The 26,295-nt window shown below is 65.1% G+C and carries 21 protein-coding genes; 8 read left to right on the top strand and 13 right to left on the bottom strand.

Features of this window, described 5'->3' with window-relative positions; all coding sequences use genetic code 11:
- Positions 1–40: 40 nt before the first annotated feature.
- Entirely contained in the window at positions 41–1,420 is a 1,380-nt protein-coding gene (gene rimO, locus ROH8110_RS14465) for a 30S ribosomal protein S12 methylthiotransferase RimO (RefSeq protein WP_085818531.1), read from the bottom strand.
- A 103-nt stretch (positions 1,421–1,523) separates the two neighbouring features.
- On the opposite strand from rimO, the gene ROH8110_RS14460 reads away from it, so the two are divergent.
- Positions 1,524–3,533 (top strand): AsmA family protein, encoded by a 2,010-nt coding sequence (locus tag ROH8110_RS14460; protein WP_085818413.1) that lies wholly within the window; start codon positions 1,524–1,526, stop codon positions 3,531–3,533.
- A gap of 69 nt (positions 3,534–3,602) precedes the next feature.
- Here the strand turns inward: ROH8110_RS14460 and ROH8110_RS14455 are convergent, their stop codons facing one another.
- The gene (locus tag ROH8110_RS14455; RefSeq protein WP_085818412.1) at positions 3,603–4,193 is read right to left on the bottom strand and encodes a GcrA family cell cycle regulator; all 591 of its coding nucleotides are present in this window, start codon (positions 4,191–4,193) and stop codon (positions 3,603–3,605) included.
- A gap of 126 nt (positions 4,194–4,319) precedes the next feature.
- Here ROH8110_RS14455 and ROH8110_RS14450 point away from each other — a divergent pair, with 126 nt between their 5' ends.
- On the top strand, positions 4,320–5,123 hold the full coding sequence (locus ROH8110_RS14450) for an ABC transporter permease (protein ID WP_085818411.1): 804 nt from the start codon (positions 4,320–4,322) through the stop codon (positions 5,121–5,123).
- A 15-nt stretch (positions 5,124–5,138) separates the two neighbouring features.
- Here the strand turns inward: ROH8110_RS14450 and ROH8110_RS14445 are convergent, their stop codons facing one another.
- Entirely contained in the window at positions 5,139–5,489 is a 351-nt protein-coding gene (locus ROH8110_RS14445) for a hypothetical protein (protein WP_085818410.1), read from the bottom strand.
- A gap of 173 nt (positions 5,490–5,662) precedes the next feature.
- On the opposite strand from ROH8110_RS14445, the gene ROH8110_RS14440 reads away from it, so the two are divergent.
- On the top strand, positions 5,663–6,490 hold the full coding sequence (locus ROH8110_RS14440; protein WP_085818409.1) for an SDH family Clp fold serine proteinase: 828 nt from the start codon (positions 5,663–5,665) through the stop codon (positions 6,488–6,490).
- Between the two features lie 194 nt (positions 6,491–6,684).
- Here ROH8110_RS14440 and ROH8110_RS14435 read toward each other — a convergent pair whose 3' ends face one another.
- From ROH8110_RS14435 to ROH8110_RS14410, 6 genes are all read right to left on the bottom strand, one after another.
- Positions 6,685–8,079 (bottom strand): hypothetical protein, encoded by a 1,395-nt coding sequence (locus ROH8110_RS14435; RefSeq protein WP_085818408.1) that lies wholly within the window; start codon positions 8,077–8,079, stop codon positions 6,685–6,687.
- A gap of 56 nt (positions 8,080–8,135) precedes the next feature.
- Positions 8,136–8,858 carry a sulfite exporter TauE/SafE family protein gene (locus ROH8110_RS14430; RefSeq protein ID WP_170156514.1) on the bottom strand — a complete coding sequence of 241 codons (723 nt, stop codon included), beginning with the start codon at positions 8,856–8,858 and terminating at the stop codon, positions 8,136–8,138.
- A gap of 31 nt (positions 8,859–8,889) precedes the next feature.
- The gene (locus ROH8110_RS14425; RefSeq protein WP_085818530.1) at positions 8,890–9,669 is read right to left on the bottom strand and encodes an IclR family transcriptional regulator; all 780 of its coding nucleotides are present in this window, start codon (positions 9,667–9,669) and stop codon (positions 8,890–8,892) included.
- A gap of 15 nt (positions 9,670–9,684) precedes the next feature.
- A complete protein-coding gene (locus tag ROH8110_RS14420; protein ID WP_085818406.1) occupies positions 9,685–11,040 on the bottom strand; it encodes a TRAP transporter large permease in 1,356 nt (451 codons plus the stop codon).
- 1 nt (position 11,041) lies between these two features.
- Positions 11,042–11,710, bottom strand: a complete 669-nt coding sequence (locus ROH8110_RS14415; protein ID WP_085818405.1) for a TRAP transporter small permease — start codon at positions 11,708–11,710, stop codon at positions 11,042–11,044.
- A 104-nt stretch (positions 11,711–11,814) separates the two neighbouring features.
- On the bottom strand, positions 11,815–13,050 hold the full coding sequence (locus ROH8110_RS14410; RefSeq protein WP_085818404.1) for a TRAP transporter substrate-binding protein: 1,236 nt from the start codon (positions 13,048–13,050) through the stop codon (positions 11,815–11,817).
- A 116-nt stretch (positions 13,051–13,166) separates the two neighbouring features.
- Here ROH8110_RS14410 and ROH8110_RS14405 point away from each other — a divergent pair, with 116 nt between their 5' ends.
- Genes ROH8110_RS14405 through ROH8110_RS14385 form a run of 5 tightly spaced genes read left to right on the top strand, consistent with a single transcriptional unit; the run spans position 13,167 to position 21,182 of the window.
- The gene (locus ROH8110_RS14405; RefSeq protein ID WP_085818403.1) at positions 13,167–14,798 is read left to right on the top strand and encodes a GMC family oxidoreductase; all 1,632 of its coding nucleotides are present in this window, start codon (positions 13,167–13,169) and stop codon (positions 14,796–14,798) included.
- 21 nt (positions 14,799–14,819) lie between these two features.
- Positions 14,820–15,845: a YeiH family protein gene (locus ROH8110_RS14400; RefSeq protein WP_085818402.1), complete on the top strand. Its 1,026-nt coding sequence runs from the start codon at positions 14,820–14,822 to the stop codon at positions 15,843–15,845.
- 51 nt (positions 15,846–15,896) lie between these two features.
- Entirely contained in the window at positions 15,897–16,478 is a 582-nt protein-coding gene (locus tag ROH8110_RS14395) for an ImuA family protein (RefSeq protein ID WP_085818529.1), read from the top strand.
- Entirely contained in the window at positions 16,393–17,871 is a 1,479-nt protein-coding gene (locus tag ROH8110_RS14390) for a Y-family DNA polymerase (RefSeq protein ID WP_085818401.1), read from the top strand. Before ROH8110_RS14395 ends, ROH8110_RS14390 begins: the two co-directional genes overlap by 86 nt.
- Positions 17,868–21,182, top strand: coding sequence for an error-prone DNA polymerase (locus tag ROH8110_RS14385; protein ID WP_085818400.1), 3,315 nt, complete (start codon positions 17,868–17,870; stop codon positions 21,180–21,182). The genes ROH8110_RS14390 and ROH8110_RS14385 overlap by 4 nt, the downstream gene beginning before the upstream one ends.
- Positions 21,183–21,253: 71 nt before the next feature.
- Here the strand turns inward: ROH8110_RS14385 and ROH8110_RS14380 are convergent, their stop codons facing one another.
- The 4 genes from ROH8110_RS14380 to ROH8110_RS14365 all read right to left on the bottom strand — a co-directional run bounded on the left by ROH8110_RS14380 (position 21,254) and on the right by ROH8110_RS14365 (position 26,261).
- The gene (locus ROH8110_RS14380) at positions 21,254–22,399 is read right to left on the bottom strand and encodes an iron-containing alcohol dehydrogenase (RefSeq protein WP_085818399.1); all 1,146 of its coding nucleotides are present in this window, start codon (positions 22,397–22,399) and stop codon (positions 21,254–21,256) included.
- On the bottom strand, positions 22,396–23,775 hold the full coding sequence (locus ROH8110_RS14375) for an aldehyde dehydrogenase family protein (protein ID WP_085818398.1): 1,380 nt from the start codon (positions 23,773–23,775) through the stop codon (positions 22,396–22,398). The genes ROH8110_RS14380 and ROH8110_RS14375 overlap by 4 nt, the downstream gene beginning before the upstream one ends.
- A 16-nt stretch (positions 23,776–23,791) precedes the next feature.
- Positions 23,792–25,153: a glutamine synthetase family protein gene (locus tag ROH8110_RS14370; RefSeq protein ID WP_085818528.1), complete on the bottom strand. Its 1,362-nt coding sequence runs from the start codon at positions 25,151–25,153 to the stop codon at positions 23,792–23,794.
- 70 nt (positions 25,154–25,223) lie between these two features.
- A complete protein-coding gene (locus tag ROH8110_RS14365) occupies positions 25,224–26,261 on the bottom strand; it encodes a TRAP transporter substrate-binding protein (RefSeq protein ID WP_085818397.1) in 1,038 nt (345 codons plus the stop codon).
- Positions 26,262–26,295: the final 34 nt, after the last annotated feature.

Raw genomic sequence — 26,295 nt, 5'->3', positions numbered from 1 at the left:
AGACCGGCGCGGTAAATGTCCGTTGACCTTGCGTAAGGGATCAAGCGTGAGCGATAAGGCGTCCCCAAAGGTCGTATTCTCCTGCCTCGTCGACCTCGACGGTCACGATGTCACCCACCGACAGGCGTGCTGTATTTTCATCGATGAACAGGCAGCCGTCGATTTCGGGGGCGTCCCCTTTGGTCCGGCAGGTGGCGATTCCGTCGGCATCTATGTCGTCGACGATAACCTGTTGGTGGCTGCCGAGCTTTGCGGCCAGTTTCGCCTCGGAAATCGCCTGCGCCTTCTGCATGAAGCGTTCCCAACGGTCCTGCTTGATATCCGGGTCCACATGATCCGGCAGGTCGTTCGAGCGCGCGCCCTCGACATTCTCGTATTTGAAGCAGCCGACGCGGTCGAGCTGCGCCTCGTCCAGCCAGTCGAGAAGGGTCTGGAATTCGTCCTCGGTCTCGCCGGGGTAGCCGACGATGAACGTGGAACGCAGCGTGATGTCGGGGCAATCGCGCCGCCATGCCGCGATCTCGTCCAGTGTCCGCGCGGCGGCGGCGGGACGTGCCATGCGCTTGAGCGTATCGGGATGGGCGTGCTGAAAGGGGATGTCCAGATAAGGCAGGATCAGCCCCTCGGCCATCAGCGGGACAAGCTGGCGCACATGCGGGTAGGGATAGACATAGTGCAGCCGCACCCAGGCACCAAGGCTGCCAAGGTCGCGCGCAAGGTCAGTGATATGAGCGCGGTGGCCATTGGATTCGGCGTGCTTGATATCGACTCCGTAAGCGCTGGTGTCCTGGCTGATGACCAGAAGTTCGCGCACGCCGTTCTCGACCAGCTTTTCGGCCTCGCGCAGGACGGCATGGGCCGGGCGGCTGGCCAGTCTGCCGCGCATGTCCGGGATGATGCAGAACCGGCACTTGTGATTGCAGCCCTCGGAAATCTTGAGATAGCTGTAATGGCGCGGGGTCAGTTTCACGCCGCTGGCGGGCAGCAGGTCCACAAAGGGGTCGGGCGCGGGCGGAACGGCTTCATGCACCGCGTCGAGCACCTGTTCGTATTGATGAGGGCCGGTCACAGCCAGCACCTTGGGGTGAGCCCCGGTGATATATGCCGGGTCGGCGCCCAGACAGCCGGTCACGATGACCTTGCCGTTTTCATTCAACGCTTCGCCGATCGCCTCGAGGGATTCGGCCTTGGCGGAGTCAAGAAAGCCACAGGTATTGACGATCACCGCATCGGCCCCCGAATAATCGGGCGAAATGCCATAGCCCTCGGCCCGCAGCCGGGTGAGGATGCGTTCGCTGTCGACGAGTGCCTTGGGACATCCGAGCGAGACCATGCCGATGGTCGGCTGGCCGGCACGGTTGGTTTCGCTGATGCGGGCGCGGGCCAGGTCGGGCCGCAGGTCAGGGGGATTGGTGCTCATGGCGGGCATATAGTTCAGCAGGCGCCTCGCGGGAAGGGAAAACGGTTGTTCGCAACAGCGTCGCCGCTTACATCTTGAAGGGAGGTAAGACGGGGGTCTCGCGATGCGGGTGTTGGTGCGCCTGATTGGGCTTGTAGTCGTTCTGGTCGCGGTTGTGGTGGTGTCGCTCCTGATGTTGCCGGGCGACCGGATCGCGAAGATCGCCGCCGAGCAGATCAGCAATGCCACCGGTCGCGACGTGACCATGAGCGGCGAAACGAAGGTCAGCCTGTATCCCGTTCTGGGGGTCAGCACCGGAGAGGTGATCGTCGCCAATGCCGCGTGGTCCAAGGCCGGGCCGATGCTGGAGGCCGACAGTCTGAAGATCGGCGTGGAGCCTGCGGCGCTGTTTGGTGGCGAGATCCGCATCACCGGGTTGGAAGCGGTGAACCCCAGGATTCTGCTGGAACGCGCCTCGGACGGGCGCGTCAACTGGGAGTTGGGCGTCGAGGGCGTGGCGCCTTCGGGGCAATCCGGAGGCGGCGACGGCAGTGGCAGCGGCGCACCTGCGCGTTCCGAGCGGCTTGCCCTCACACTGGACCGAGCGCTGATTTCCAAGGCGACGTTGCGCTATCTCGATCATGGCACCGGCGACGAGGTCGCGTTGTCGGATATCGATCTTGACCTGCGCTGGCCGGATTACGAAGGGGCCGCGACATTCGAGGCGGCAGCCCGCTACGCGAGCGAGATCATCCGGGTTTCGGGGCAGCTCTCACAGGTGGGCACCTTTATCGACGGCGGGGTGTCCGGCCTTCAGGCGGATATCAAGGCGAAGGGCGGCAGCTTGTCCTTTGACGGTCGCGCGAGCACGGTTCCGCAACTGGGCGGGCGGCTTCGCGCTGATATCGGCAATACGGCCGCTTTCCTGGCGGCGCTTGGTGTCCCGGGTGTCGATGTTCCCCGAGGACTGGGTCGCGCCATCGTGCTGGATACGGATCTTACGGTTTCAGAGGATATGCGCCTCTCTTTGCGCGAGACATCCCTGACACTGGACGACAACCGGTTGAACGGTGCTGCTGACGTGTTCCTCGGCGGCGCAAAGCCGCGGCTCAACATGCAGCTCAACGCTGGCGCGCTCGATCTTTCGGCATTGGCCGCAGGAGGTGATGCCGGGGGGGGCGCCAAGGGTGGCGGGGGAAGTGGTGGCTCGGGAAGTGGCGGCGGAAGCAATGTCCCGACCGATGGCTGGCCGAAGACCAAGATCGACGCCAGTGCTTTGGGACTGGCGGATGCCGAGATTGCATTGGTCGCCGACAGCGTGGACCTGGGCGATCTGGCGATTGGAAAGACCCGTGTCCTGATGACCCTCACCAACGCGCGCCTTGTCTTCGCGCTGCGCGAACTGCGCGCCTATGACGGGCTGGTCACAGGCGAGTTCGTGCTGAACAACCGGTCGGGCCTGTCAGTGGGCGGCAATATGGACGCGAGCGGGATCAACCTTGAGACATTCCTGTCAGATGCTGTCGATATCTCCAGGTTCTCGGCCAAGGCCGACGGCAAGGTCAGTTTTCTGGGTGTCGGCCGGTCGCTGCATGCGATCATGAACAGCCTCGAGGGCAAAGGGTCGCTTGGCACGGGGCGTGGCGTCATTTCAGGGATCGACCTGGACCGGCTGATGCGCTCGGGGGATGTCAGCGGTGGCACCACGGTTTTTGACAGCCTCAACGCCAGTTTCACCATGAAGCAAGGCAATCTGTTCAACAAGGATCTCGCGATGAGCCTGCCGCTCGCAAAGGCCAGCGGCGAGGGGCGCATCGGGCTTGGCGGGCGCGATATCGATTACACATTCACGCCGACCTTGCTGGAGGGTGAGAACCGCAAGGGCTTTGCCATTCCGGTGCGCATCCGTGGCTCCTGGGCCAACCCGCGCATCCAGCCCGACCTGGAGGCCGCGATCGACCTCAACTTCAAGGAAGAGAAGAAAGAGCTCAAGGCGAAGGCGAAACGGAGACTGAACCGCAAGCTCGAAAAGGAACTGGGTCTGACGATCAAAGAGGGCCAATCGGCCGAGGACGCGGTTCGCGACAAGGTCGAGGACGAGCTGAAGAAGGAACTGTTTAAACTGTTCGATTAAAAGGAAAAGCGTGCGCTGCAGGGCAGGGCACGCTTTCCGGGATCAGTGCGTCGTCAACGGCGCGGGACTTTAGCGTTTGCGGTCGCGCCGGCTGCTCATCGGCTGGAAGGCGACGCCGACATGGGCCTCGCAATAGGGTTTCCCTGCCTGAACGGGCAACCCGCAGAACCAGAAATCCTCGGTCGCGGGGTCGCCCACGGGCCATTTGCAGGTCCGCTCGGTCAGTTCCATCAGCGTCAGCCGCTTGGCTTTCTTTTCGATCTCGCTGACCTTGGCCAATGCGGCCGGGTCGATCTCGTTGGCCGAGGGCTGCGGCGGCAGGGGCTGCCCGGCCGGGATGATCTGCTTGGCGCGCGATACGGGTGCCGCCTGCACGGGGCTTGCGGGTTCCTTGGCTTCGGGCGCGGGCTTGGGTGCGGGTTTGGCCGCGGGCTTGGCGGGTTTGGCCTTGGCCTCGGGCTTGGCAGCCGGCTTCGCCTTGGTCGCGCTCTCGGCGCCGGTTGCGCCCGACCCGTTCCGGTTCGACAGGCCGAGCCGGTGCACCTTGCCGATCACCGCGTTGCGGGTGACGCCGCCAAGTTCCTTGGCGATCTGGCTGGCGGACTGGCCTTCGCCCCATAGTTTCTTCAGCAGTTCGACGCGTTCGTCGCTCCAGGACATGGTTGTTTCCTATCTCAAAAGGCGGCCGGTTGCCCGCGCCGCCCTGCACTATCCGTAGTCGCCCCTATTCTAATCACTCACCAGTAAGTTACAAGGCATCGAATCACCCGTGAACGGAGGAACAGCATGAGCGAAATCACCGATATGGGCACACGCCGCTTCGGCTATGTGAACTGGCTGGGGCTTTACACGCTGGCCTCGCGCGAGGTGCAGCGTTTCCTCTCGGTCTGGACCCAGACCCTGTTGGCGCCGCTGGTCACCGCGGGGTTGTTCATGCTGATCTTCTCGATCGCCATCGGACCGCGCCGGGGCGACGTGATGGGGGTCGATTTCACCACCTTCATCGCGCCGGGCATCCTGATGATGACGGTGATCCAGAACGCTTTTGCCAATACCTCGTCCTCGATCGTCATCTCGAAGGTGCAGGGCAACATCGTGGACACGCTGATGCCGCCGCTCAGCCCGGTCGAGATGGTGCTGGGATACATGGCGGGCGGAGTCGGGCGGGGCCTGATCGTGGCGCTGGCCGTTGCCCTGGGGCAATTGGTGGTGCTGGGGATCGTGCCTGTGCACCCGATATGGATGCTGACCTTCATTCTGCTTGGTGCCGCGCTGTTGTCGGCGATCGGCATGGTAGCGGGAATTTTTGCCAATAAATTCGATCAGATGGCCGCGATTACCAACTTTATCGTGACGCCGTTGGCGTTCCTGTCGGGGACGTTCTATTCGGTGCAGGCGCTGCCGCCTGTCCTGAACGAAATCACCCATTTCAACCCGATCTTCTACATGATCGACGGGGTGCGGCATGGCATGATCGGCGTGTCGGACAGTTCGCCCTGGCTGGGTCTGGCGGTCGGGCTGGGGTCGGTTCTGGCGGTCTCGTTCATTGCGTGGCGGATGTTCGCGCGGGGCTATCGGCTCAAGAGCTGAGCCGACCGGCACGCCCTAGCGGCACAGCCTTTCGGCGCGTTCGCCATAGGCCGTGTAGGCCTGCCAGAAACGACGATCCGAGGCGCTGTCCGACTGGCGGATTTCCTGGGCGCTGTGGGGGTCGGTATAGAAGGCGACGGCGCGGCGTTGCTGGGATGCGCTGAGGGTCTGGTTGGCCGCTGCCTGGATGCAGCCGCAGAGCGTGCTGGAGCGTGCTGAGCGGCCAGAGACCATGCAGGCCTGGCTGAGCGGGCCGGAGGCGAAAGGCATTGCGCCTGCAAAGCCACCGCTGCTGCGCGAGCGGTCGCCGCCGCCGCCGCAACCGGCCAGAAGTGTCACCAAACCAAGAATGATCGCCTGTCTCATGTCACATGCCTCTGTTGCCGGGTTTGGCGCGGGTATCGTTCCCGCCTGGATGGTCCGCACCCGCGTGCCCGTCTGGATGTTTGCCCCAGATCGGCGGATTTTTCAATTCACAACCCGCGCCATTGCTGCGACAGTTTGAAGGGACAGTGGTGCGAACCCGATGCGGAGCGATCATGGAATTCAACCTCTCGACCCTTTTCTTTATTGTTTTCATAGTGATGATCCTGCAACCGATACTGGCCGGAAGGGTGTTCGGGTTCCGGCGGGAACAGGCGATCCGCAGCATCGAGCGCAAGCGCGGCAGCCGGGTGATCACGATGATTCACCGGCAGGAAAAACGGAGCCTGTTCGGGGTCAATGTCTCGCGGATGATCGACCTCGAGGATGCGCAATCCATCATATCGGCGATCAAGGCGACGCCGGACGACAAGCCCATCGACCTTGTGCTTCACACCCCCGGCGGGCTTGTTATCGCGGCGATGCAGATTGCACGCGCGGTCGAGGCCCATCCCGCGAAAGTCACTGTTTTTGTTCCCATTTATGCGATGTCGGGGGGCACGCTCATAGCGCTTGCCGCCGATGAAATCGTGATGGGAGAGTTCTCGATGCTGGGGCCGATCGATCCGCAGATCATGGGGATTTCGGCCGCCTCGATCGTGGCGGCGCGGGATGCCAAGCCGGTGGAGCATGTGTCGGATGTGGCGCTGGTGCTGGCGGATGTGAGCGACAAGGCGATCAACCAGGTGACAAGGGGTGCCGTGGAGATCATGACGCCGCGCATGAAGCGTGACGAGGCCGAGGCGCTGGCGCGCAAGCTGGCTTCGGGGACCTGGACCCATGACTATGCGCTGACCCCGGCGGAGGCACATGATCTGGGGCTGGAAGTGACGGTCGGGATGCCGCCGGAGATCCTGAACCTGATGAAATTGTTCCCGGCCCCCGTCAAGCAGAGTGCTGTCGAGTTCCTGCCCTTCGATCCGCCGGGTAAGAAAATGGGCTGAGTGGCCGAATCGCCCTACAAGCCATTGATTAACAAAGAAAACATGCTTCGGTATTGCGTCTGTTTCACGTCGGTAACGCGTCGGTATCGGTACGGTAAAGCCGCCGGGTTAACAGGGCGCGCGATGAAATCTGCACAAAACACCCCCCGGTTCCGTACAGGGTCGCGCCGTGACCGGCGGCGCGACCGAGCGGGTCAGAGGCTGGCGTAGATCACGACCCAGACCGACAGGATCGTGGCGGTCAGGAGGAAGTAGCCCCCGTTCCAGCGCAGTCCGACGTGGCGCGCGCTGATACGGGCGAAGGAGCCAACAAGCAGCGTCGTTGCGGTAAAGGGCGAGGTCACGCCGCTCAGCGCCCAACCGGCGGTGATGGCGACGATGAGGGCGGTGGGCGAAATGCCGAGTTCGGCCGCCGGGGGCACCAGCGGCGCGATCAGCGTGACCGCAAGGATCGGGTTCATCCCGATCTGTCCGGCCAATGGAATGAGCCAGACGAAGGCGACCAGGACCAGCGGCATGGGCAGGGCCGCCAGATCGAGGCCGAGGCCAGTCAGCAGGGGTTCGAGCAGGGGCGCGCCGACGGTGCCGATATAGCCGGCCATCATCAGCAACAGGATCTCGCTGCGGTAATTGGGCAATTCGCAAAAGCTGTAGCGCGCAAACCTGCGGGCAATGCGCAGTTCGGGTTCCGCGCTGCGGCTTTGCAGGGCGATCCATGCCATCGCGATCAACGGCACGATCAATATCACCATCCCGACCACGCGCACGTCGGTGACGTAATGCAGCAAGGTGATGCTGCTGACGAGGATCGCCAGCAACAGCAGAAGCGGCAGGATCGAGGCCCATGAGCCCTGGGGCGGTTTGGGAGCGGGGCGCGGCCCTGACAGGGTCGGGCGAAACATCGAATCGAGCGCCCAGCCGGTGCCGGCCATCAGCACCGAGCTGACGATTCCGGGAAGCACCGCCTGCGCCCATGTCGCGCCGGGAATGAGCGCGACCGAGATGGCGATGGCGAAGGAGAGCGGCGACCAGGGCAACATCGAGGTAAAGGCCCGCTGGATCGCCAGCAACATGCGCCGCGTGCGGTGGCGGCGGATTTCGGGGTCGGGTTCCTCGTTGGCGCTGGCGGTGGCGAGGCTGCCCAGAAGGGCGATGGCCCCGTAATTGAGCAGAAGCGCGAACATCTGTCCGCCGACTGTCAGCGCAAGGTAGCGCCGCCCCGGTGGCTGTTGTGCGAGAAAGCGACCGGCGCGGCGGATCGAAGCGGAGGTCTCGGCCGCAAAGCGAAGGGTGGCGAGAGCAGTGAAGAAGGCGCAGATGAAACCGGCGGTATAGAGTGCCTTGAGCGTCACCGCCTGCCAGTCGGGATTGGCCAGCGCCAGCGCGACGGTCAGCGCGAGGGCGACCAGGGCGAAGAGATAGCGCCCGGCGCTTGTTTGCAGGGCCAGGAGGAGGGTGGTCACGATCACCAGTCCGGGCAGTATCATGTCGGCCAGCGCGTTTGGTGTCCATTCGCGCAGGATCACCAGCCCGGTGATGGTGAGCAGCAAACTGCCGGTCGTTCGGTTCACGCGTGTCGAGGGTCTCATGCCAGCGCCATATGAGCGGCGATGGACGGAAAGTGCAAGGCGATGATTGGCGGGGGTCAGAACCGCAGCGCGGAGGCGATCACAAGGTAGAGCCCGGTCAGGATCAGCAGGCCGTAGATCAGGCGCATGAACACGGCCGTGTCGATCCGGGTGAACAGCATCTGCCCCAGGACCACGCCCGCGCCGGTGGCCGGGGCCAGGATCAGCGAGGCGCGAAGCACCTCGCCGGTGGCCGAGCCGACCCCGATCTGGAGCGCGAGGCTGATCGAATAGGTGATGAGGAAGCAGGTGAGCGTGGTGCTGCGCAGCACGCGCGGCGGGATCGGCGCGCCCGAGAAATAGACCATGAGCGGCGGCCCCGGCATTCCCAGCCCGCTGGTGAGCGCGCCCGAGAACGCGCCGGTCAGCACGTCGCGCCGGTTGCTGCGCCGAAAGCGGAACTTGCGCAGCACGAAGAAGGTGAACGCCAGAAGCAACAGCCCGATGCCCATGCGCAAATGATCGGGATCCGCATAAACGTAGGTCAGTATCCCCAGCGGGGCGCCCAGTATCCCGCCCGCCAGCAGCCGCCAGAGCAGCGCCGTGTCGATATCGGCCAGAAGGCGGGGCATCAGCACCACGGAGATCATGATCGAAAGGGCGATATTGATCTGGATCGCATCGGCGGTGTCGAAGACCAGCAACAGGAAGGGCGTGGCCAGCACCGAAAAGCCGAAGCCCGTGCAGGCATGGAGGATCGCGGCAAGCATCACGATCGCGCTGGCGGCGAGCATCTCCATCAGAGGGGCCGGGGGCAGGGGGCGGGCATGGTTATTCCTGATCGGTATCCGAGACCAGCGCGGCAAGGTCGTCCGCCGCCCGGCGCATTGCGTCAAGGTAGTCGAGCGCCTTCTGGATCGTGAAGCGCTGGGTCGGGGCATGGAACGAGAGGGTCGCCATCAGCCGCCCGTTGGTGTCGGGCACCGGCACGGCGAGGGCGATCATGTCGGCCATGAATTCCTCGCGGTCGAGCGCATAGCCCTGCTGGCGGATTTCGCGCAGTTCGGCGAATAGGGCATCGTGGTCGGTGAGGGTGTTGGGGGTGCGCGCATCGAGCGGCGTTGCGGCGAGGTATTTCAGAAGATGGGCACGGGTCAGCGAACTGAGATACATCTTGCCGCTGGCGGTGCAATAGAAGGGCACCCGCGTGCCGATGGGCAGCTGGATGCGCAGCGGCCATTCGGTTTCGACCCGTTCGAGATAGGTCATCGCATCGCGGTCGGGCAGGGCGATGTTGCAGGTCTCGCCGATCTCGCGGCTGAGGCGGCGCAGGATCGCCTGTCGCGCCGTGCGGATGCGCAGCGAGGACAGGATTCCGCCTGACATGGTGCGCAGACGGGGGCCGGGCGAATAGGTCCGCCCGTCCATGTCGCGTTGCAGGAAGCCTTCTTCCTCGAGGGTGGCGAAGAGGCGATGGATGGTCGGTTTGGGCAGGCCGAGAGCGATGTTCACCTCGGTCGGGGTGACGGGCACCCCGGCCTTGGAGATTTCCTCGATCACCAGGAGGAGCCGAAGGTTGGTCGGGATCGTTGACGCCCTGTCGTCATCCATGCGCGAAACCCCTCGTCAGTTCGCCAGAAGCGCCGTTGAGAGGCTGGGAACAAGGGCGACGATAACCCAGACCGTCAACAGGGCCACAAGATAGGGGACCGTATAGCGCAGCAGTCTGAAATAGGGAACGCCAGTGACACCGGAGGCCACATAGAGGTTGAGCCCGTAGGGCGGGGTGATGAAGCCGATCGAGGCGCCCACGAGGAAGATCACCGCGAACTGGACCGGCTCGACCCCGACGGAATGGGCGATGGGGGCCAGGATAGGGGCCAGGATGATGGTGACGGGCAGGCTTTCGAGCACCATGCCCGAGACGAAGACGATCGCCATCGAGGTGAAGAGCACCGCGTGATAGCCGCCCATCGAGGTGACGAAGCCGCTGATCGCCTCCTGCGCACCGAGCACCGAGAGGATCTGCTGCATCACCACCGAGACGGCGATGAGGGGCGCAAGGATGCCGGTGATCTGGGCCGAGCGCATGGTGATCGAGGGGAGTTCGAGCGGGCCGAAGCCTTGCACCACGAGCATCTGGGGGATGGATTTCTGCGACACGTCGGTATGTGCGCTGCCGCCCGTTATACGGTGCAGGGGCAGGCACAGGAAGCCGACGATCACGCAGAAGCCCACGGTGACGCCGGCGGCCTCGGTGGGTGAGAACTTGCCGGTATAGATGCCCCAGAGCACGAGGCCGATGGCGAAGAAGCCGAGCCATGCGCCGATCGCCGTCTTGAGGACACGCAGCGGGCTCAGCGGAATGAGAAAGCCCCAGCCATTGCGCCAGCAGATCAGGAAGCAGGCGAGCATCATCGCCCCGACCATCATCGCGCCGGGGATGATCCCGGCGACGAAGAGGTCCGAGATCGGCAGGTTCATGAGGAAGCCGTAGACGATGAAGATGATCGAGGGCGGGATGATGATGCCGACGGTGCCGCCCGCCGCTGCTGTGGCGGCCGAGAAGCGCTCGTCATAGCCGCCCTTGACCATTTCGGGGTGGAGCATCGAGCCGATGGTGGCGGTGGTGGCAGAGTTCGAGCCGGAGATCGCGGCGAAGAGGCCACAGGCCCCGAGTGCCGCCATCGCCAGCCCGCCACGGATCCAGCCGAGGCAGGCATAGGCGAAATCGCTGAGCCTGCGGGCGATGCCGGAGCGGTTGATGAGGTCGCCGGTGAGGATGAAGAGCGGCATCGCCAGCAGGGCGAAGCCGTCGGTGAACACATCCGCCAGCGCGGCGCCGATATTGTCGAGCGTCATGCCCAGGAAGAAGGACATGCCGATGACCCAGTAGCCGATCACCAGAAAGACCGGCACGCCGAGCATGAAGAAGAGCGTGACGCCCAGTGAAATCAGCGTGATGATTGTTGAATCGGCCATGTCAGTCCCCTCCGATCACGGCTTGCCGGAGCAGCGTTTCGCCCGAGCGGTAATTGCGAAGGTCGATCAGCAGGTTTTCGAGCACCCGTGCGACCAGCATCGTGAAGGCCAGCGGCACCGAAAGCAGGAACCACCATTGCATGATATTGTCGGTGCCCAGCATGATCTGGAAATTCGCCGCCGAATTCGCGACGACGCGCGACGAGGTCACGACCACGACCCAGGAAAACCCGATCCAGAGCAGCGCATCGAGCAGCAGGCAGGCCAGTTGACCGACGCGCGGCATGGCGGTGCGGAACTCGGCAAAGGCCAGATGGGTGCGCAGCTTGACGTTATAGGCGCAGCCGAACCACGTCATGATGAGGAACAGGAAGGGCGGCAGGGTCGTGGACCACGGCGCCTGTTGTTCCAGCACGAAGCGGCGAAAGACCTCGACGAAGATGATGCCGCCGATGGCGAGATAGGAGATCACCATCACGGTGGATTCGAAGTTGCGCTCGAACCACGGGCTGATCTGATAGATCAGCAGGATCAGTCCCGCCGCGCCCAGCATGGCGATCAGCCCGAGGGGCCAGATCGCCGGTTGGCGCATCGCTTCGGACAGCATCCATGAATCGCCTGATGAAAGGGCGCTGAGGATTTCTCCCGTGCCCTGGAACAAGCCGCTCATTCCCCGTTCCTCCCTTTGGGTGGCCGTTTTCTCGAACAGAAGTGAGATCCGTGCGCGGATCGCCGGGCCACCGCGAAAGGGCGGCCCGGTTCCACGCTATCGCGTCAGGCCGAACGCCACCAGCGGCGGGGTTCGACGTTTTCGGGCAGCATATCCTTGGGAATCTGCCGCGCGACATCGTAGATTTCCTGATAGGTGTCGATGCCGCCAGCCCAGCCGTTGATGCGCTCGCGCCATTGTGCCCAAGGTTCGGGATTGAACTCGGGCGAGCACATTTCTTCGGCCATCTTGACCTGATCGTCGGCCAGGAAGGCCGGGCGCACGTTGTTCTCGGCAAAGATCGTGCCGGGCAACTGCGGGTCCGAGAAGCCCACAGTCTTGACCAGGGCGGCCTCGTTGGCGGCCTGCACATGGACCTGCGCAAGATAGGCCGATTCCATGATCGCGTCCTGCAGATGGGGCTCCATCGCGTCGAACACCTTGGCCGACATCGAGGTATGCTCGGTGCCGCAGAAGAACTTGAGATCGACCGACTGGCTGACCACGGGCGCCATGTTGGCATAGGCCACGGCGGAGGCCCATGTTTCGGCACCGTCGATCAGGCCCTGCTTGAGACCGTCGAGCGTTTCTTCCCAGGCCACCGGGACCGGGTTGAGGTTGAGCTGCTGCATGGCGATGCGGCCCAGCTGTGTGCCGGTGACGCGGTTCTTGGTGCCGAACAGTTCCTCGAGCTTGGTCACGGTCGGCTTGTCGGCAAAGGACTGGCCGAGCTGGATGCCGCGCAATTCACAATGGCTGAACAGGAACTTGAGCCCGTGGCGCTTTTCAAGCGGTTCGCGCAGGATGCGCTGCGATTCCGGGCTGTAGAGGAAATGATACTGCGACGCACGGCTGGGGAACATGTAGGCGTAATCGAGAACATTGAGATAGGGTGCGCCGCCGGCGGAGTTCTGGGTTGAGGCGGCATACATGTCGACAACACCCAGCTGGGTTTTCTCGACGCAGGAAAGCTGCCCGCAAATCTGGTTGTCGCCGATGAATTCGACGCGGATCTCGCCTTCGGTGCGCTCTTCGAGGTCGCGCGCGAATTCGAGAACGCCGGCGCGTTCGATCAGCAGGTTGCGGGCGTTGAAGCCCGATGCGCCCAGTTTGAGCGTGTGTTTGGGTTCCTTCGAGAACCGCTTGTCATAGGTGCTTTCGGCGGCTTTCGCCAGCGACGGAAGCGTGACCGCGCCAGTGAGCGCGCCTGCGCCCAGCACGACCGAGGACAGGCCGAACTGGCCCGACAAACGGAACAGGTCCCTGCGGCTGATGCCGCTCAGGGCTTTTGATGCTTTCATGGTTTCCTCCCAAATGCGCAATTTTGATACTTGCGGTCTCAATATTGCTCGAACTAAGGTCTCTGTGGCAAGAAAAAACTTTCAACACTTGTCGCCGTGAGGAGGAGTTTCGGGAAATGTCGGGGATTTCAGCGGATTACGTCATCGTCGGTGCAGGCTCTGCGGGCTGCGTGCTGGCGAATCGCCTGTCAGCCGATCCTTCGGTGAAGGTCGTTCTGCTGGAAGCGGGGGGGCGGGACTGGAACCCGTGGATCCATATCCCGGTCGGTTATTTCAAGACGATGCATAACCCGTCGGTGGACTGGTGTTACCGAACCGAGCCCGATCCGGGGCTGAACGGCCGTCAGCTTGACTGGCCGCGGGGCAAGGTCCTGGGGGGGTCGTCATCGCTCAACGGGCTGCTTTACGTGCGCGGCCAGCCGCAGGATTACGACCGCTGGCAACAGATGGGCAATCCCGGCTGGGGCTGGGACGAGGTTCTGCCGCTGTTCAAGCGATCCGAGAACCAGGAGCGCGGGGCGGATGATTTTCACGGTGACCAGGGGCCGCTTTCGGTGTCGAACATGCGGCTGCAAAGGCCGATCTGTGATGCCTGGGTGGCGGCGGCGCAGGAGGCCGGGTATCCGTTCAACCCAGATTACAACGGCGCGACGCAGGAAGGCGTCGGATACTTCCAGCTGACCACCCGCAACGGGCGGCGCTGTTCGAGCGCGGTGGCGTTTCTCAATCCGGCACGGTCGCGTCCGAACCTGACCATCGTCACGCGGGCGGCGGCGCAGCGCATTCTGTTCGATGGCGCGCGCGCGACCGGTGTGGCCTATCGCGACGGGGCGGGGCGCGAACAGGTGGTCAGGGCCGAAGGCGAGGTGATCCTGTCATCGGGGGCGATCGGGTCGCCGCAACTGTTGATGCTGTCGGGAATCGGCGAGGGCGAGCAGTTGCGCGAGCACGGGATCGACGTGCGCCGCGACATGACCGCCGTGGGCAAGAACATGCAGGACCATTTGCAGGCACGGCTGGTGTTCAAGTGCAATGAGCCGACCCTGAACGACGAGGTGCGCAGCCTTTTCAACCAGGCGCGCATCGCGCTGAAATACGCGATGTTCCGGTCGGGGCCGATGGCGATGGCGGCCAGCCTGGCCACCGGGTTCCTGCGCACGGGCGAGCATGTGGAGACGCCCGATATCCAGTTTCACGTCCAGCCCTGGTCGGCGGACAGCCCCGGCGAGGGGGTGCATCCGTTCTCGGCCTTCACCATGTCGGTCTGCCAGCTGCGTCCCGAAAGCCGGGGCGAGATCCGCCTGGCATCGGGGGATGCGGGGGTTTACCCGAAGATCCACCCGAATTACCTGTCGAGCGAAACCGATTGCCGCACCATCGTGGAGGGCATCCGGATTGCGCGCAGGATCGCGCGTTGTGCGCCGCTGGACAGCAAGATTTCCGAGGCGTTCCGGCCGGATGACACGCTCGGGATGGACGATTACGAGGGCACGCTGGACTGGGCGCGCAGCAATTCGACGACGATCTATCACCCGACCGGCACCTGCCGGATGGGTCCGGACGAAGGTGCCGTGGTCGATGCGCGGCTGCGGGTGCACGGGATCGAGGGGTTGCGGGTGGCGGATTGTTCGATCATGCCCGAGATCGTTTCGGGCAACACCAACGCCCCTGCGATCATGATCGGCGAGAAGGCCTCGGACATGATCCTGGAGGATCGCAAGGCGGGCCGGGTGCAGGGGATCGCATGACATCCCGGAAGCTGTGAGGACATGATGAATTTCTGGTTCGAGGGCATCGCGGCAAAGGCACGCGGGCTGTTTCCCGGCATGATGGTGGCGTTGCTGGTGGCGCTGGCGGCGCAGTTCGTGGCCGAGCATTACGGCGCGCCGGCGATGCTGATGGCGTTGCTGTTCGGGATTGCGCTGAATTTCCTGAGCGAGCCGGGGCCGACTGCCGAGGGCATCGGGTTCACCGCGCGCACGGTGCTGCGTTTCGGGGTGGCGATCCTCGGGGCGCGGATCAGCGTCGAGATGCTGACCTCGCTGGGCTGGGGGATGATCGCGCTGCTGGTGGCCGGGGTGGTCGCGACGATCCTTTTCGGCGTGATTTTCGCGCGGCTGATCGGGCAGGGGCCGCGCTTTGCGATCCTGACCGCCGGGTCGGTGGCGATCTGCGGGGCCTCGGCGGCGATGGCGATCGCGGCGGTGCTGCCCAAGGACGAGCGGTCCGAGCGCAACCTGTTGTTCACGGTGCTGGGGGTGACGGTGCTGTCGACGCTGGCGATGATCCTTTACCCGATCCTGACCAATGCGCTGGGCTTTGACGAGCTGACGGCGGGGGCCTTTATCGGGGCGACGGTGCATGACGTGGCGCAGGTGGTCGGGGCGGGGTTCTCGATTTCCGACACGGCCGGGGAGACTTCGACGCTGGTCAAGCTGATCCGGGTGTCGTTCCTGGCGCCGGTGGTGGTGCTGATCGCGCTGTGGTGGCGCGACCCCGAAAGCGGTGCGGGCGAGAAGCGGCCGCCGATCATACCGGGCTTCGTGCTGGGGTTCCTGGTGCTGGCGGGGCTGAATTCCTTCGGACTCATTCCGCAGGCGGCGGGGGCGTTCCTGGCGAAGCTGTCATCATGGGCGCTGCTGGCGGCGATCGCGGCGGTGGGCATGAAGACCGACCTGCGCAACGTGATCCAGGTGGGCGGCGGCGCGATCGCGCTGATCGTGGCGGAGACGCTGTTCCTGGCGGGGCTGGTGCTGGCGGCGCTGGTCTGGCTGGACCTGCTGGCGGTGGGCTGAGGCGCGCGCTACCCCTTTGAACTGCCGGATGTTCACATTATGTTCGGCATCATGATGCCCGATCTTTTCGACTCGTTTCCCTTGCGCAAGGCCCGCGTCCATGAGGCGTGCGGGGCCGGGGCGACCGGCTTTGCCGCCATTGCTGCCGCGCGGGCGGCGTCGGATGTGTTGTGGATCCACGAGACCTGGCGGCCCGAGGTGCTCAACCCGGTCGGGCTGAGCGCCTTTTGCGACCCCGCGAAACTGCTGGTCGCGCAGGTAAACAATCAGCTCGAAGCCCTTGGCGTGGCGGAAGAAACCCTGCGCGACGGGGCGATCCCGCTGGTGGTGATCGAGTTGAGCCAGCCCCTGAGCCTGACCGCGGGACGGCGCCTGCAGCTGGCGGCGAAGGACGGGGGCACGACCGGCCTGTGCCTGATTTCCGAGGAGATGGGCAGCAACGCGGCCGAAACCCGCTGGCGTTGCGCGCCGGTTTTCGATGCGCAGGACTCGACTCTGATGGCGTGGGAAATTATCAAGAACAAAGCAGGAACATTGGGTATCTGGCATGTTCGATGGGATAGGACGTCGCGTCGTCTCGATGTGGTTTCCCCGGTTGGCGAGCGACCGGGTTCTGCGCGCGCATCCGGTTGACGGGCCGTTTGCCCTGACGCTGAAGCAGAACAACGCCAACCGCATATATTGCCTCAATGCGCAGGCCGAGCGGCTGGGGCTGCATCGGGGCATGTCGGTGTCGGATGCGCGGGCGTTCTGCCCCGACCTGCAAAGCCGCCCGGCGGAGCCGCGCAGCGATATGCGATTCCTGCATGTGCTGCGCCGCTGGGCGACGCGCTATTGTCCCTGGGTCGGCCTTGAGGGCGATTCCGGGCTGGTGCTGGATATCACCGGGGCGGCGCATCTGTTCGGCGGCGAGGCGATGATGCTGTCGGATATGCGCCGGCAGCTTGCGCGGGGTGGGGTTTCGGGGCGGATCGGGCTGGCGGATACGCGCGGCGCGGCCTGGGCGCTGGCGCGTCATGGCGAGGGGCTGGCCGCGCCGGGTGCGCCGATGGAGGCGCTGGGGGCGCTGCCGGTGACTGCGCTGCGACTGGACGAGGGCACCGTCACCGCCCTGCAACGGCTGGGATTGCGCAGTATTGCCGAACTGGAGGCCACGGCGCGCGCGCCGCTGGCGCGCCGGTTCGGGCCGGAGCCGCTGTTGCGGCTGGACCAGGCGCTGGGCCGCCAGCCCGAGCAGATCACCCCGCTGGCCGAGCCGCCCCATTACGGCGCGCGCATGACCCTGCCAGAGCCGATTGGCTTGCAGGGCGATGTCATGGCGGGCGCGGCGCGGCTGCTGGAGCGGATCTGCGACAGGCTGAAGGCGCAGGAGGCGGGCGCGCGGGCCTTGTGCCTGACGCTGCGCCGGGTCGATCAGGAGGCGCAGAGCGTGGAATTGCGGCTGGCGCGCCCGCTGCGCGACCCGGCCCGCATCCTGCCGCTGTTCGAGCGCGGCGTGAGCAAGGTGGAAGCGGGTTACGGGATCGACCAGATGCGGCTGGAGGCGACGCGGGTCGAGCCCTTGCCGGTTCAGCAGCTGAGCCATGTTTCCACCGACAGCCGGGCGCGGCTGGACGATCTGGTCAGTCGCCTGGGCACCCGGATCGGGCTGGAGAATATCCGCCGCTTCCTGCCTGCCGACAGCCATATCCCCGAGCGCGGTTTCATCGTCGCCCCGGCGGCTTACAGCCGGCCGGAGGGGTCTTGGGTCAGTCTGCGCCCGCGTCCGTTGCGCCTGTTCGCGCCCGAGCCGATCGCGGGCAGCGGGCCGCGCCCGCCGCAGCATTTCCGCTGGCGGCGGATGCGGCTTGTGACGGCGCGGGCCACGGGGCCGGAGAGGATCGCGCCGGAATGGTGGCTGGAGGATGACAACTGGCGCTCGGGCCTGCGCGATTACTGGCATGTGGAGACCCGGCAGGGGCGGCGGCTCTGGCTGTTTCATACGCCGCAAAGGCCGGGCTGGTTCGTGCAGGGGGAATTCGCATGAGCTATGCGGAACTCTGCGTGACCACGAATTTCACCTTCCTGACCGGCGCGTCGCATCCCGAGGAGATGGTGACGCGCGCGGCGGAGCTGGGGCTTGAGGCGATCGCCATCACCGACCGCAATTCGCTGGCCGGTGTGGTGCGGGCTTATGCGGCGCTGAAGGCGTTGCGGCGCGAGGCGGACGAGGCGGCGATACGGATACGGTCGCAGCACCGGATCGACCCTTGTTCGCGTCAGGAGGTGGGGCAGGCGGCGCCGATCGCACGGCCCGAAGCGCCGCGCCTGCCGCGGCTGATCACGGGCTGCCGTCTTGTGTTGCGCGACAGCCCGGTGGAGTGGCTTGCGCTGCCTTGCGAAAGGGCGGGGTATCAGCGGCTGACCCGGCTGTTGACCCTGGGCAAGCGGCGGGCCGGGAAGGGGGAATGCCACCTGGATCTTGCCGATCTGCTGGAGGGCTGTGCGGGTATGATCCTTGTGGCGCTGCCGCAGGGGCGGCTGTCGGGGGTGCTGGGGCCTTTGCAAAAGATGCAGCGGCGGTTTCCGGGGCATGTGTTCCTGGGCGCCGCGCCGCGCTATGACGGGTCGGATCAGGCCTATCTGCGGGCCTGTGCGCGGCTGGCGCACCGGGCCTCGGCGCCGATGGTGGCGGTGGGCGATGTGCTGATGCACCGGGCCGCGCGCCGCCAGTTGGCGGATGTGCTGACCTGCATGCGCGAACATATCACCATCGACGAGATCGGCACCCGCGCGCTGCCCAATGCGGAGCGGCGCCTCAAGGGTCATGACGACATGGCGCGGGTGTTTCGCGATCATCCCGCCGCGCTGCGCCGGACGCTGGAGATCGCCGCGCGGTGCAGTTTCTGCCTGAGCGAGCTGAGCTATGAATATCCCGACGAGATGTCCGAGGGCGAGACCCCGCAGGCGCGGCTGGAGCGGCTGGCGCGTGAGGGGGTGACGCGGCGCTATCCGCGCGGTGATGCGCCCGAACGGGTTCATGCGCTGTTGGAAAAGGAGCTGAAGCTGGTCGCGGAGCTGGGTTTCGCCGCCTATTTCCTGACCGTTCACGATATCGTCTGTTACGCCCGTTCGCGGGGCATCCTGTGCCAGGGGCGCGGCTCGGCTGCGAATTCGATCCTGTGTTACCTGCTCGGGATCACCGATGTGGGGCCGGACCAGATCGCCATGGTGGTCGAGCGGTTCATCTCGAAATACCGGGGCGAGCCGCCCGATATCGACGTGGATTTCGAGCATGAGCGGCGCGAGGAGGTGATCCAGTGGATCTATGAACGCTACGGTCGCCACCGGGCGGGGCTCTGTGCGACGGTCATTCATTTCCGCAGCCGGGCGGCGATCCGGGAGGTGGGCAAGGTGATGGGCCTCAGCCAGGATGTGACGGCCAACCTGTCGGGGCAGATCTGGGGCATGTCGAATGGTGGGGCGGAACCCGAGCGGATCCGCGAGCTGGGGCTTGATCCCGAGGATCGCAGGCTGGCGCAGACCATCCGGCTGATCGGCGAGATCATCGGCTTTCCGCGGCATCTGTCGCAGCATGTGGGCGGGTTCGTCATCACGCGGGGGCGGCTGGATGAGCTGTGTGCGATCGAGAACGCGGCGATGGAGGACCGCACCGTCATCGAGTGGGACAAGGACGATATCGACACGCTGGGCATTCTCAAGGTCGATATCCTGTCGCTGGGGATGCTGACCTGTATCCGCAAGGCCTTTGACCTGCTGGAGCGGCACGCGGGCACACGCATGACCATCGACAGCGTCCCGCAGGAGGACCCGGCGACCTACGAGATGCTGCAACGGGCCGATGCGGTGGGCGTGTTCCAGGTGGAAAGCCGCGCGCAGATGAATTTCCTGCCCCGGATGAAGCCTGCGACCTTCTATGATCTGGTGATCGAGGTCGCCATCGTGCGCCCCGGCCCGATCCAGGGCGGCATGGTGCAGCCCTATATCAGGCGGCGCCAGGGGCTGGAGCGACCCGAACCGTTCGGCGACGCGCTGGAAGAGGTGACGCGGCGCACCCTGGGTGTGCCGCTGTTCCAGGAGCAGGCGATGCAGATCGCTGTGGTCGGGGCGGGGTTCACGGCGGAAGAGGCCGACCATCTGCGCCGCTCGCTGGCCTCGTTCCGGCGGATGGGCACGATCGGCGCGTTTCGGGACAAGTTCATCGCCGGGATGCTGGGCAATGGTTACAGCCAGGAGGTGGCGGAGCGCTGTTTCGACCAGATCGAGGGCTTTGCCGATTACGGCTTTCCCGAAAGCCACGCGGCGGCCTTTGCCATGCTGGCCTATGTCTCGGCATGGCTGAAATGCCATCATCCGGCGATCTTTGCCTGTGCGCTGCTGAATGCGCAGCCGATGGGGTTCTATGCGCCGGCCCAGATCGTGCGCGATGCGCGTGAGCATCATGTCGAGGTGCGGCCGGTCTGCGTGAATGCGAGCGGCTGGGACAACCTCTTGGAGCGGCGCGCCGACGGGCGGCTGGCGTTGCGGCTGGGGTTTCGCCAGATCAAGGGCCTGCGCGAGGAGGATGCGGGCTGGATCGTCGCGGCGCGCGGCAATGGCTATCGCGATCCCGAGGCGGTCTGGCTGAGGGCCGGGGTCGCGCCCGCGGTGCTGGCGCGGCTGGCCGAGGCGGATGCCTTTGCCGATATGGGGCTGACCCGGCGCGATGCGCTATGGCAGGTGAAGGCGGTGCGCGGGCAGGCGCCGCTGCCGCTGTTCAACGACCCGATCGACGGCGAGGCGATCCGCGAGCCGGTGGTCGAGCTGCCGGCGATGCATCTGGGCGAGGAGGTAGTGGAGGATTACGTCTCGACGCGGCTGACGCTGCGGGCGCATCCGATGGAGATCCTGCGCCCCGCGATCCCTGACCTCATGCCGCATGAACGGTTGGCGACGACGCCGCTGAAACAGGTCAGCGTCTGCGGTCTGGTCATCACGCGCCAGCGCCCCGGCACCTCGTCGGGGGTGATATTCCTGACGCTGGAGGATGAGACCGGGGTGTCGAATATCGTGGTCTGGCCGAGGATATACGAACAATTCCGCCGGGTCGTCATGGGGGGGCGGCTGTTGCGGGTGCGCGGCTATCTTCAGCGCGAGGGCATCATCGTGCATGTGATCGCGCAGCAGGTCGAAGACCTGTCGCCGCGGCTGTCGGAACTGGGGCATCCGCTGGACGAGGCGGTCGGCGTCACCCGCCCCGAGACCGACGACGCGCCCCGCCCCGCGCGCTATCCGCCGCGCGCGCGCCATCCGCGCGAACAGGCCAAGCGGCTGTTTCCGAGCCGGGATTTTCATTGATGCGAGGGTGAGGGCGGAACCGCAGGTGCGGTGCGGGCCGGAGCAGAGATCGCCCCGGCCCTGCCGCCCGCTTACATCGCCGCGCGGAAGAGCGCGGTCAGGTTCTCTTCGGTCAATTCGACCGGGTTGCCGCCACAGGACGGGTCCTTGATCGCGCCCTTGACCAGATCGGGAATGGCGGCTTCGTTCACGCCAAGCGCGGCCAGCCCCTTGGGCACGCCCAGACGGTCATTGAAACCGTCGACAAAGGCGCGGAAGCCCTTGTAGCCGCCTTCGATCCCCAGGTAGCTCGCGGCAAGGTCGAAGCGCCCGGCGATCATCGGCTCGTTGAGGTCCAGAACGGCGGGCATGCAGACCGCGTTGGTGGTGCCGTGATGGGTGTTGAAATGCGCCCCGATCGGGTGACTCATGGCATGGATCGCGCCGAGCCCCTTCTGAAAGGCGGTGGCGCCCATGGCGGCTGCGCTCATCATCTGGGCGCGGGCCTCGATATCGGTGCCATCCTCATAGGCGCGCGGCAGGTATTCGACCACCAGCCGCATCCCTTCGAGCGCGATACCCTGGCTCATCGGGTGGTAATGGGGCGAGGAGAACGCCTCGACGCAGTGGGCGAAGGCGTCAAGCCCGGTCCCGGCGGTGATGGCGCGCGGCATGCCGACGGTCAGTTCGGCATCGCAGATCACCACGGCGGGCAGCATCCGGGGGTGGAAGATAATCTTTTTCTCGTGGGTTTCAGAATTGGTCAGAACGCCCGCGCGGCCCACTTCGGAGCCGGTTCCGGCGGTGGTGGGCACGGCGATGATGGGCGCGATGGCGTCGGCATCGGCGCGGGTCCACCAATCGCCGATATCCTCGAAATCCCAGACCGGGCGGGTCTGTCCGGCCATGAAGGCCACGCATTTGCCCAGATCGAGCCCCGAGCCGCCGCCAAAGGCGATCACGCCGTCATGGCCGCCTGCGTTATAGGCGGCGACACCGGCGGCGAGGTTGGTTTCATTGGGGTTGGGATCGACATCCGCGAACAGCCCGGCATCAAGCCCGGCCTCGCGCAGGATGTCGAGTGCCTGTGCGGTGATCGGCAGCCCGGCAAGCCCGCGGTCTGTGACCAGCAGGGGTTTGGTGATCGAGGACTGGCGGCAGGCGTCGGGCAGTTCCGCGATGCGGCCTGCGCCAAAGCGGATGGCGGTCGGATAGGACCAGTTTGCGGTGAGGCTCATGATGTGACCTTCTTGAGGTGGTAGGATTTGGGACGGGTGAGGTTGTGATAGCCGATGACCGAGAGCGCGCCGCCCCGGCCGGTGCTTTTGCAGCCGGTCCAGCAGAGCGCCGGATCGAGGTAATCGGCCCGGTTCATGAAGATCGTGCCGGTCTCGATGGCGTCGCCGATCCGCGCCGCGCGCGCCACATCCGCGGTCCAGAGCGAGGCCGTGAGGCCGAAGGGGCTGTCATTCATCAGCGCGATGGCCTCGGCATCGTCGCGCACCGGCATGATGCCGACCACGGGGCCGAAACTTTCGTCGCGCATGACACGCATGTCGTGGCTGACTCCGGTCAGGATCTGGGGTGTCAGATACGTGCCGCCGTCATCCTGCGCGAAGGTGTCGATATGGGCGGTTGCCCCGGCCTCGAGAGCCTCGGATATCTGGGCGCGCACCTCGGCGGCGAAACGGGCATTGGCCATCGGACCGATGGTGGTTTCGGGGTCGAGCGGGTCGCCCAGCCTGTAGCCCTTGACGATGGCCACGGCCTTCTCGACGAAGGCGTCGAACAGGCTTTCATGGACGTAGATGCGCTCGATCCCGCAGCAGCACTGGCCCGAGTTGAACATCGCGCCGTCGATCAGCGTATCGACCGCAGCGTCGAGGTCGGCGTCTTCCATCACATAGCCCGGATCCTTGCCGCCAAGTTCCAGCCCAAGCCCGGTGAAGGTGCCCGCGGCGGCGCGTTCCATCGCCTTGCCGCCGCCCACCGAGCCGGTGAAGTTGACGAAATCGAAGCAGCTTTCCGAGATGAGCTGCGAGGTGGTGTCGTGATCGAGGAACACGTTGCGGAACACGTCCTCGGGTACGCCGGCATCGTGGAAGGCACGGGCCATGCGTTCGCCCACCAGCAGGGTTTGCGTGGCGTGTTTGAGCACCACCGCGTTGCCCGCGATCAGCGCCGGGGCGACGGTGTTGATCGCCGTCATGTAAGGGTAGTTCCAGGGCGCCACCACGAAGACCACCCCGTGCGGCACGCGCCGGATATAGCGGTGGAAGGTCGCGTCATCCGAGATTTCGATATCGGCCAGCCCCTCTTGGGCGATTTCGGCCATGTATGACGCGCGTTCGTTGAAGCCGCCGAATTCGCCGCCATACCGGACGGGGCGGCCCATCATCCGGGCCAGTTCGGGGACGATTTCGTCGTTCATCTCGCCGATGGCGGCGACACCGGCCATGACGAGGTCGATGCGTTCCTGAAGCGGGCGCGCGGCCCAGTCGGCCTGCGCGGCGCGGGTCTTGGCGATGGCGTCACGGGCCGCATCCGCGGTCAGGGTCTCTCGGGTGGCGAAGGCCGATCCGTCGATCGGCGATGTGCAGGTCAGGGTGGTCATGCGAGTCCTCTGGGGATCAGGCGCGTTCAAAGCCGCGCTGGATTTCGTAATCGGTGACGGTGCGGTCGAAGTCTTCCTGTTCGACCTCGGCGGCGCGGGTGTAGTGATCGACGACATCGTCGCCAAGCGCGCGCCGCAGCATGGCGGAGTTGCGGAAGGCCGCCGTGGCGGCGCCGAGGGTGTAGGGCACCTCGGCCACGTCATCCATGCTGTAGAGATCGCCCTGGACCGGCGCGGGGAGGTCCAGTTCCTCCTCGATCCCGGCAAGCCCGGCGGCGAGCTGGCCCGCGCAGGCGAGATAGGGGTTCATGTCCGAGCCGGGGATGCGGCATTCGATGCGCACGCCCTTGGTGTTCTCGCCCACGAGGCGGAAACCGGCGGTGCGGTTGTCCACGGACCATGCGGATTTGGTGGGCGCGAAGGTGCCGGGCACGAAGCGCTTGTAGCTGTTGATATAGGGCGCCATCAGCAGCATGCAGTCGGGCGCGTATTTCAACAGGCCGGCGACGTAATGGCCCATGATCTTCGACATGGAGTGGTCGCCGCTGGCGTCGTGAAAGACATTGTTGCCGTCGGCGAAGAGCGACTGGTGGATATGGGCGGCGCTGCCGACCTTGTCGGCGTGCCATTTGGGCAGGAAGGTCGCCGCGTGGCCATGTTGATGGGCGATTTCCTTGACGGCGTGCTTGGCCAGGACGTGCTGGTCGCAGGCGGTGAGCGCATCGCCGTAGCGGATGTTGAGCTCACCCTGGCCGATTTCGGCCTCGCCCTTGGTGTTCTCGACCGGGATGCCCATTGCGTAGAGCGCGTTGCGCACCGGGCGCATGACATGTTCTTCGCGGCTGGTGAACTGGATCGAGTAGTCCTGATTGTATTTCACCACCGGTTCGAGGTCGCGATAGCCGCTGGCGCGGATCTCGTCATAGCTTTTCTTGAACAGGAAGAATTCCAGTTCGGTCGCCATCATCGGGGTGAAGCCCATTGCGGCGGCGCGTGCCACCTGCGCCTGAAGGATCTGGCGTGGCGAGTGGGGGACCGGGGCGTGGTGGTGGTGATCGAGATAGTCGCAGAGCACCAGCACCGTGCCCTCGAGCCAGGGCACCGGGCGCATGGTGGCGAGGTCGGGTTTCATGACGTAATCGCCATAACCCGAGGCCCAGCTTGTCGCCGCGAAGCCCTCGGGCGTCTGCATCTCAAGGTCGGTCGCCAAGAGGTAGTTGCAGCAATGGGTTTCCTCATGCGCGCTTTCCAGGAAGTTCGACACATGGAACCGCTTGCCGGTCAGCCGGCCCTGCATGTCCACGGCGCAGACCAGCACCGTGTCGATTTCGCCGCTTGCGGCCTTGGTTTTCAGCTCGTCCAGGGTCAGGGCAGCCATGTGCATTCGCTCCGTTCATACAAGGGGAGGGGGCCATGAAGCGGCCCCCTCGGGTCAGTGTGGTGCCGGGTCAGGTGTAGCGGTATGGACGGCCCGCTTTTTCCATGTCGGCGTTGTATTGCTTGAAGATCTCGACGACCTTCGCCTTGGTTTCGGACTCGGCCGCGATCTCGTCCCAGAATTCGCGCGCGGCGGATTCGACCGTCGCCCACTCGGCATCGGGGATCGTGGTGAGTTTCATCTTCTCGCCGTTGACGCGCAGCCGCGCTTCGCCGCCCCAATACCACCACTGGCGATAGTAATGCGACTGCTCCATGCAGGTAGCCAGCAGAAGTTGCAGATCCTCGGGCAGTTCCTCCCAGCGGCCCATATTGGCGAAGAAATGGCCAACCCAGGCGCCGGAGATGTTGTTGGTGAGGAAGTAGTCGGTCACGTCGGCCCAGCCGACGGTGTAATCCTCGGTGATGCCCGACCATGCGATGCCGTCAAGTTCGCCGGTCTGCACGGCGACCTCGATGTCCTCCCAGGGCAACGTCACCGGCACGACGCCGAACTGCGACAGAAAGCGGCCCGCTGTGGGGAAGGTGAAGACGCGCTTGCCCTTGAGATCCTCGAGGCTGTGGATCGGGTCCTTGGTGGCGAAATGGCAGGGGTCCCAGGACCCGGCGCTGATATGCTTGACGCCGACCTTGGCGTATTCCTCGTCCCAGATATCCTTCAGGCCATACTGGTTGAACAGAACCGGCACATCGAGCGAGTAGCGCGAGCCGAAGGGGAAATAGCCGCCGAACACGGTGACTTCGGTGGGCGAGGCCATCGAATCGTCATCCGACTGCACCGCGTCGATGGTGCCGCGCTGGAGAGCGCGAAAGAGCTCGCCGGTCGGGACCAGCTGATCGGCGAAGAATAGCTCGATCTGCATGCGGTCTCCGGCGATCTTGTTGAAGGTGTCGATCGCGGGCTTCACCACATGCTCGGCGAGGGCCGCGCCGGCATAGGTCTGCATCCGCCAGGTGATGGTGGATTGCGCGATGGCCGGGGCGGCCAGCGGCGTTGCGGCGATACCGATCCCGGCGCTTTTCAGGAACTTGCGTCTTGTCGTGGTCATTTTCTTTCTCTCCTTGTTATGGTTCGGCCCCTTG

Source organism: Roseovarius halotolerans (genome assembly GCF_900172255.1).
Classification (GTDB): domain Bacteria; phylum Pseudomonadota; class Alphaproteobacteria; order Rhodobacterales; family Rhodobacteraceae; genus Roseovarius; species Roseovarius halotolerans.
The sequence above is the reverse complement of the archived record's forward strand: the minus strand, read 5'-3'. Positions and strand labels throughout refer to the sequence as shown.

Coding starts and splice junctions, on each gene's coding strand:
- ROH8110_RS14425 (WP_085818530.1), bottom strand. CDS start 9,669: ATGGATGACGACAGGGCGTCAACGATCCCGACCAACCTTCGGCTCCTC.
- ROH8110_RS14410 (WP_085818404.1), bottom strand. CDS start 13,050: ATGAAAGCATCAAAAGCCCTGAGCGGCATCAGCCGCAGGGACCTGTTC.
- ROH8110_RS14455 (WP_085818412.1), bottom strand. CDS start 4,193: ATGTCCTGGAGCGACGAACGCGTCGAACTGCTGAAGAAACTATGGGGC.
- ROH8110_RS14375 (WP_085818398.1), bottom strand. CDS start 23,775: ATGACCACCCTGACCTGCACATCGCCGATCGACGGATCGGCCTTCGCC.
- ROH8110_RS14440 (WP_085818409.1), top strand. CDS start 5,663: ATGGAATTCAACCTCTCGACCCTTTTCTTTATTGTTTTCATAGTGATG.
- ROH8110_RS14450 (WP_085818411.1), top strand. CDS start 4,320: ATGAGCGAAATCACCGATATGGGCACACGCCGCTTCGGCTATGTGAAC.
- ROH8110_RS14415 (WP_085818405.1), bottom strand. CDS start 11,710: ATGAGCGGCTTGTTCCAGGGCACGGGAGAAATCCTCAGCGCCCTTTCA.
- ROH8110_RS14380 (WP_085818399.1), bottom strand. CDS start 22,399: ATGAGCCTCACCGCAAACTGGTCCTATCCGACCGCCATCCGCTTTGGC.
- ROH8110_RS14405 (WP_085818403.1), top strand. CDS start 13,167: ATGTCGGGGATTTCAGCGGATTACGTCATCGTCGGTGCAGGCTCTGCG.
- rimO (WP_085818531.1), bottom strand. CDS start 1,420: ATGAGCACCAATCCCCCTGACCTGCGGCCCGACCTGGCCCGCGCCCGC.
- ROH8110_RS14445 (WP_085818410.1), bottom strand. CDS start 5,489: ATGAGACAGGCGATCATTCTTGGTTTGGTGACACTTCTGGCCGGTTGC.
- ROH8110_RS14460 (WP_085818413.1), top strand. CDS start 1,524: ATGCGGGTGTTGGTGCGCCTGATTGGGCTTGTAGTCGTTCTGGTCGCG.
- ROH8110_RS14395 (WP_085818529.1), top strand. CDS start 15,897: ATGATGCCCGATCTTTTCGACTCGTTTCCCTTGCGCAAGGCCCGCGTC.
- ROH8110_RS14390 (WP_085818401.1), top strand. CDS start 16,393: ATGTTCGATGGGATAGGACGTCGCGTCGTCTCGATGTGGTTTCCCCGG.
- ROH8110_RS14430 (WP_170156514.1), bottom strand. CDS start 8,858: ATGGAGATGCTCGCCGCCAGCGCGATCGTGATGCTTGCCGCGATCCTC.
- ROH8110_RS14400 (WP_085818402.1), top strand. CDS start 14,820: ATGATGAATTTCTGGTTCGAGGGCATCGCGGCAAAGGCACGCGGGCTG.
- ROH8110_RS14420 (WP_085818406.1), bottom strand. CDS start 11,040: ATGGCCGATTCAACAATCATCACGCTGATTTCACTGGGCGTCACGCTC.
- ROH8110_RS14365 (WP_085818397.1), bottom strand. CDS start 26,261: ATGACCACGACAAGACGCAAGTTCCTGAAAAGCGCCGGGATCGGTATC.
- ROH8110_RS14370 (WP_085818528.1), bottom strand. CDS start 25,153: ATGGCTGCCCTGACCCTGGACGAGCTGAAAACCAAGGCCGCAAGCGGC.
- ROH8110_RS14435 (WP_085818408.1), bottom strand. CDS start 8,079: ATGAGACCCTCGACACGCGTGAACCGAACGACCGGCAGTTTGCTGCTC.
- ROH8110_RS14385 (WP_085818400.1), top strand. CDS start 17,868: ATGAGCTATGCGGAACTCTGCGTGACCACGAATTTCACCTTCCTGACC.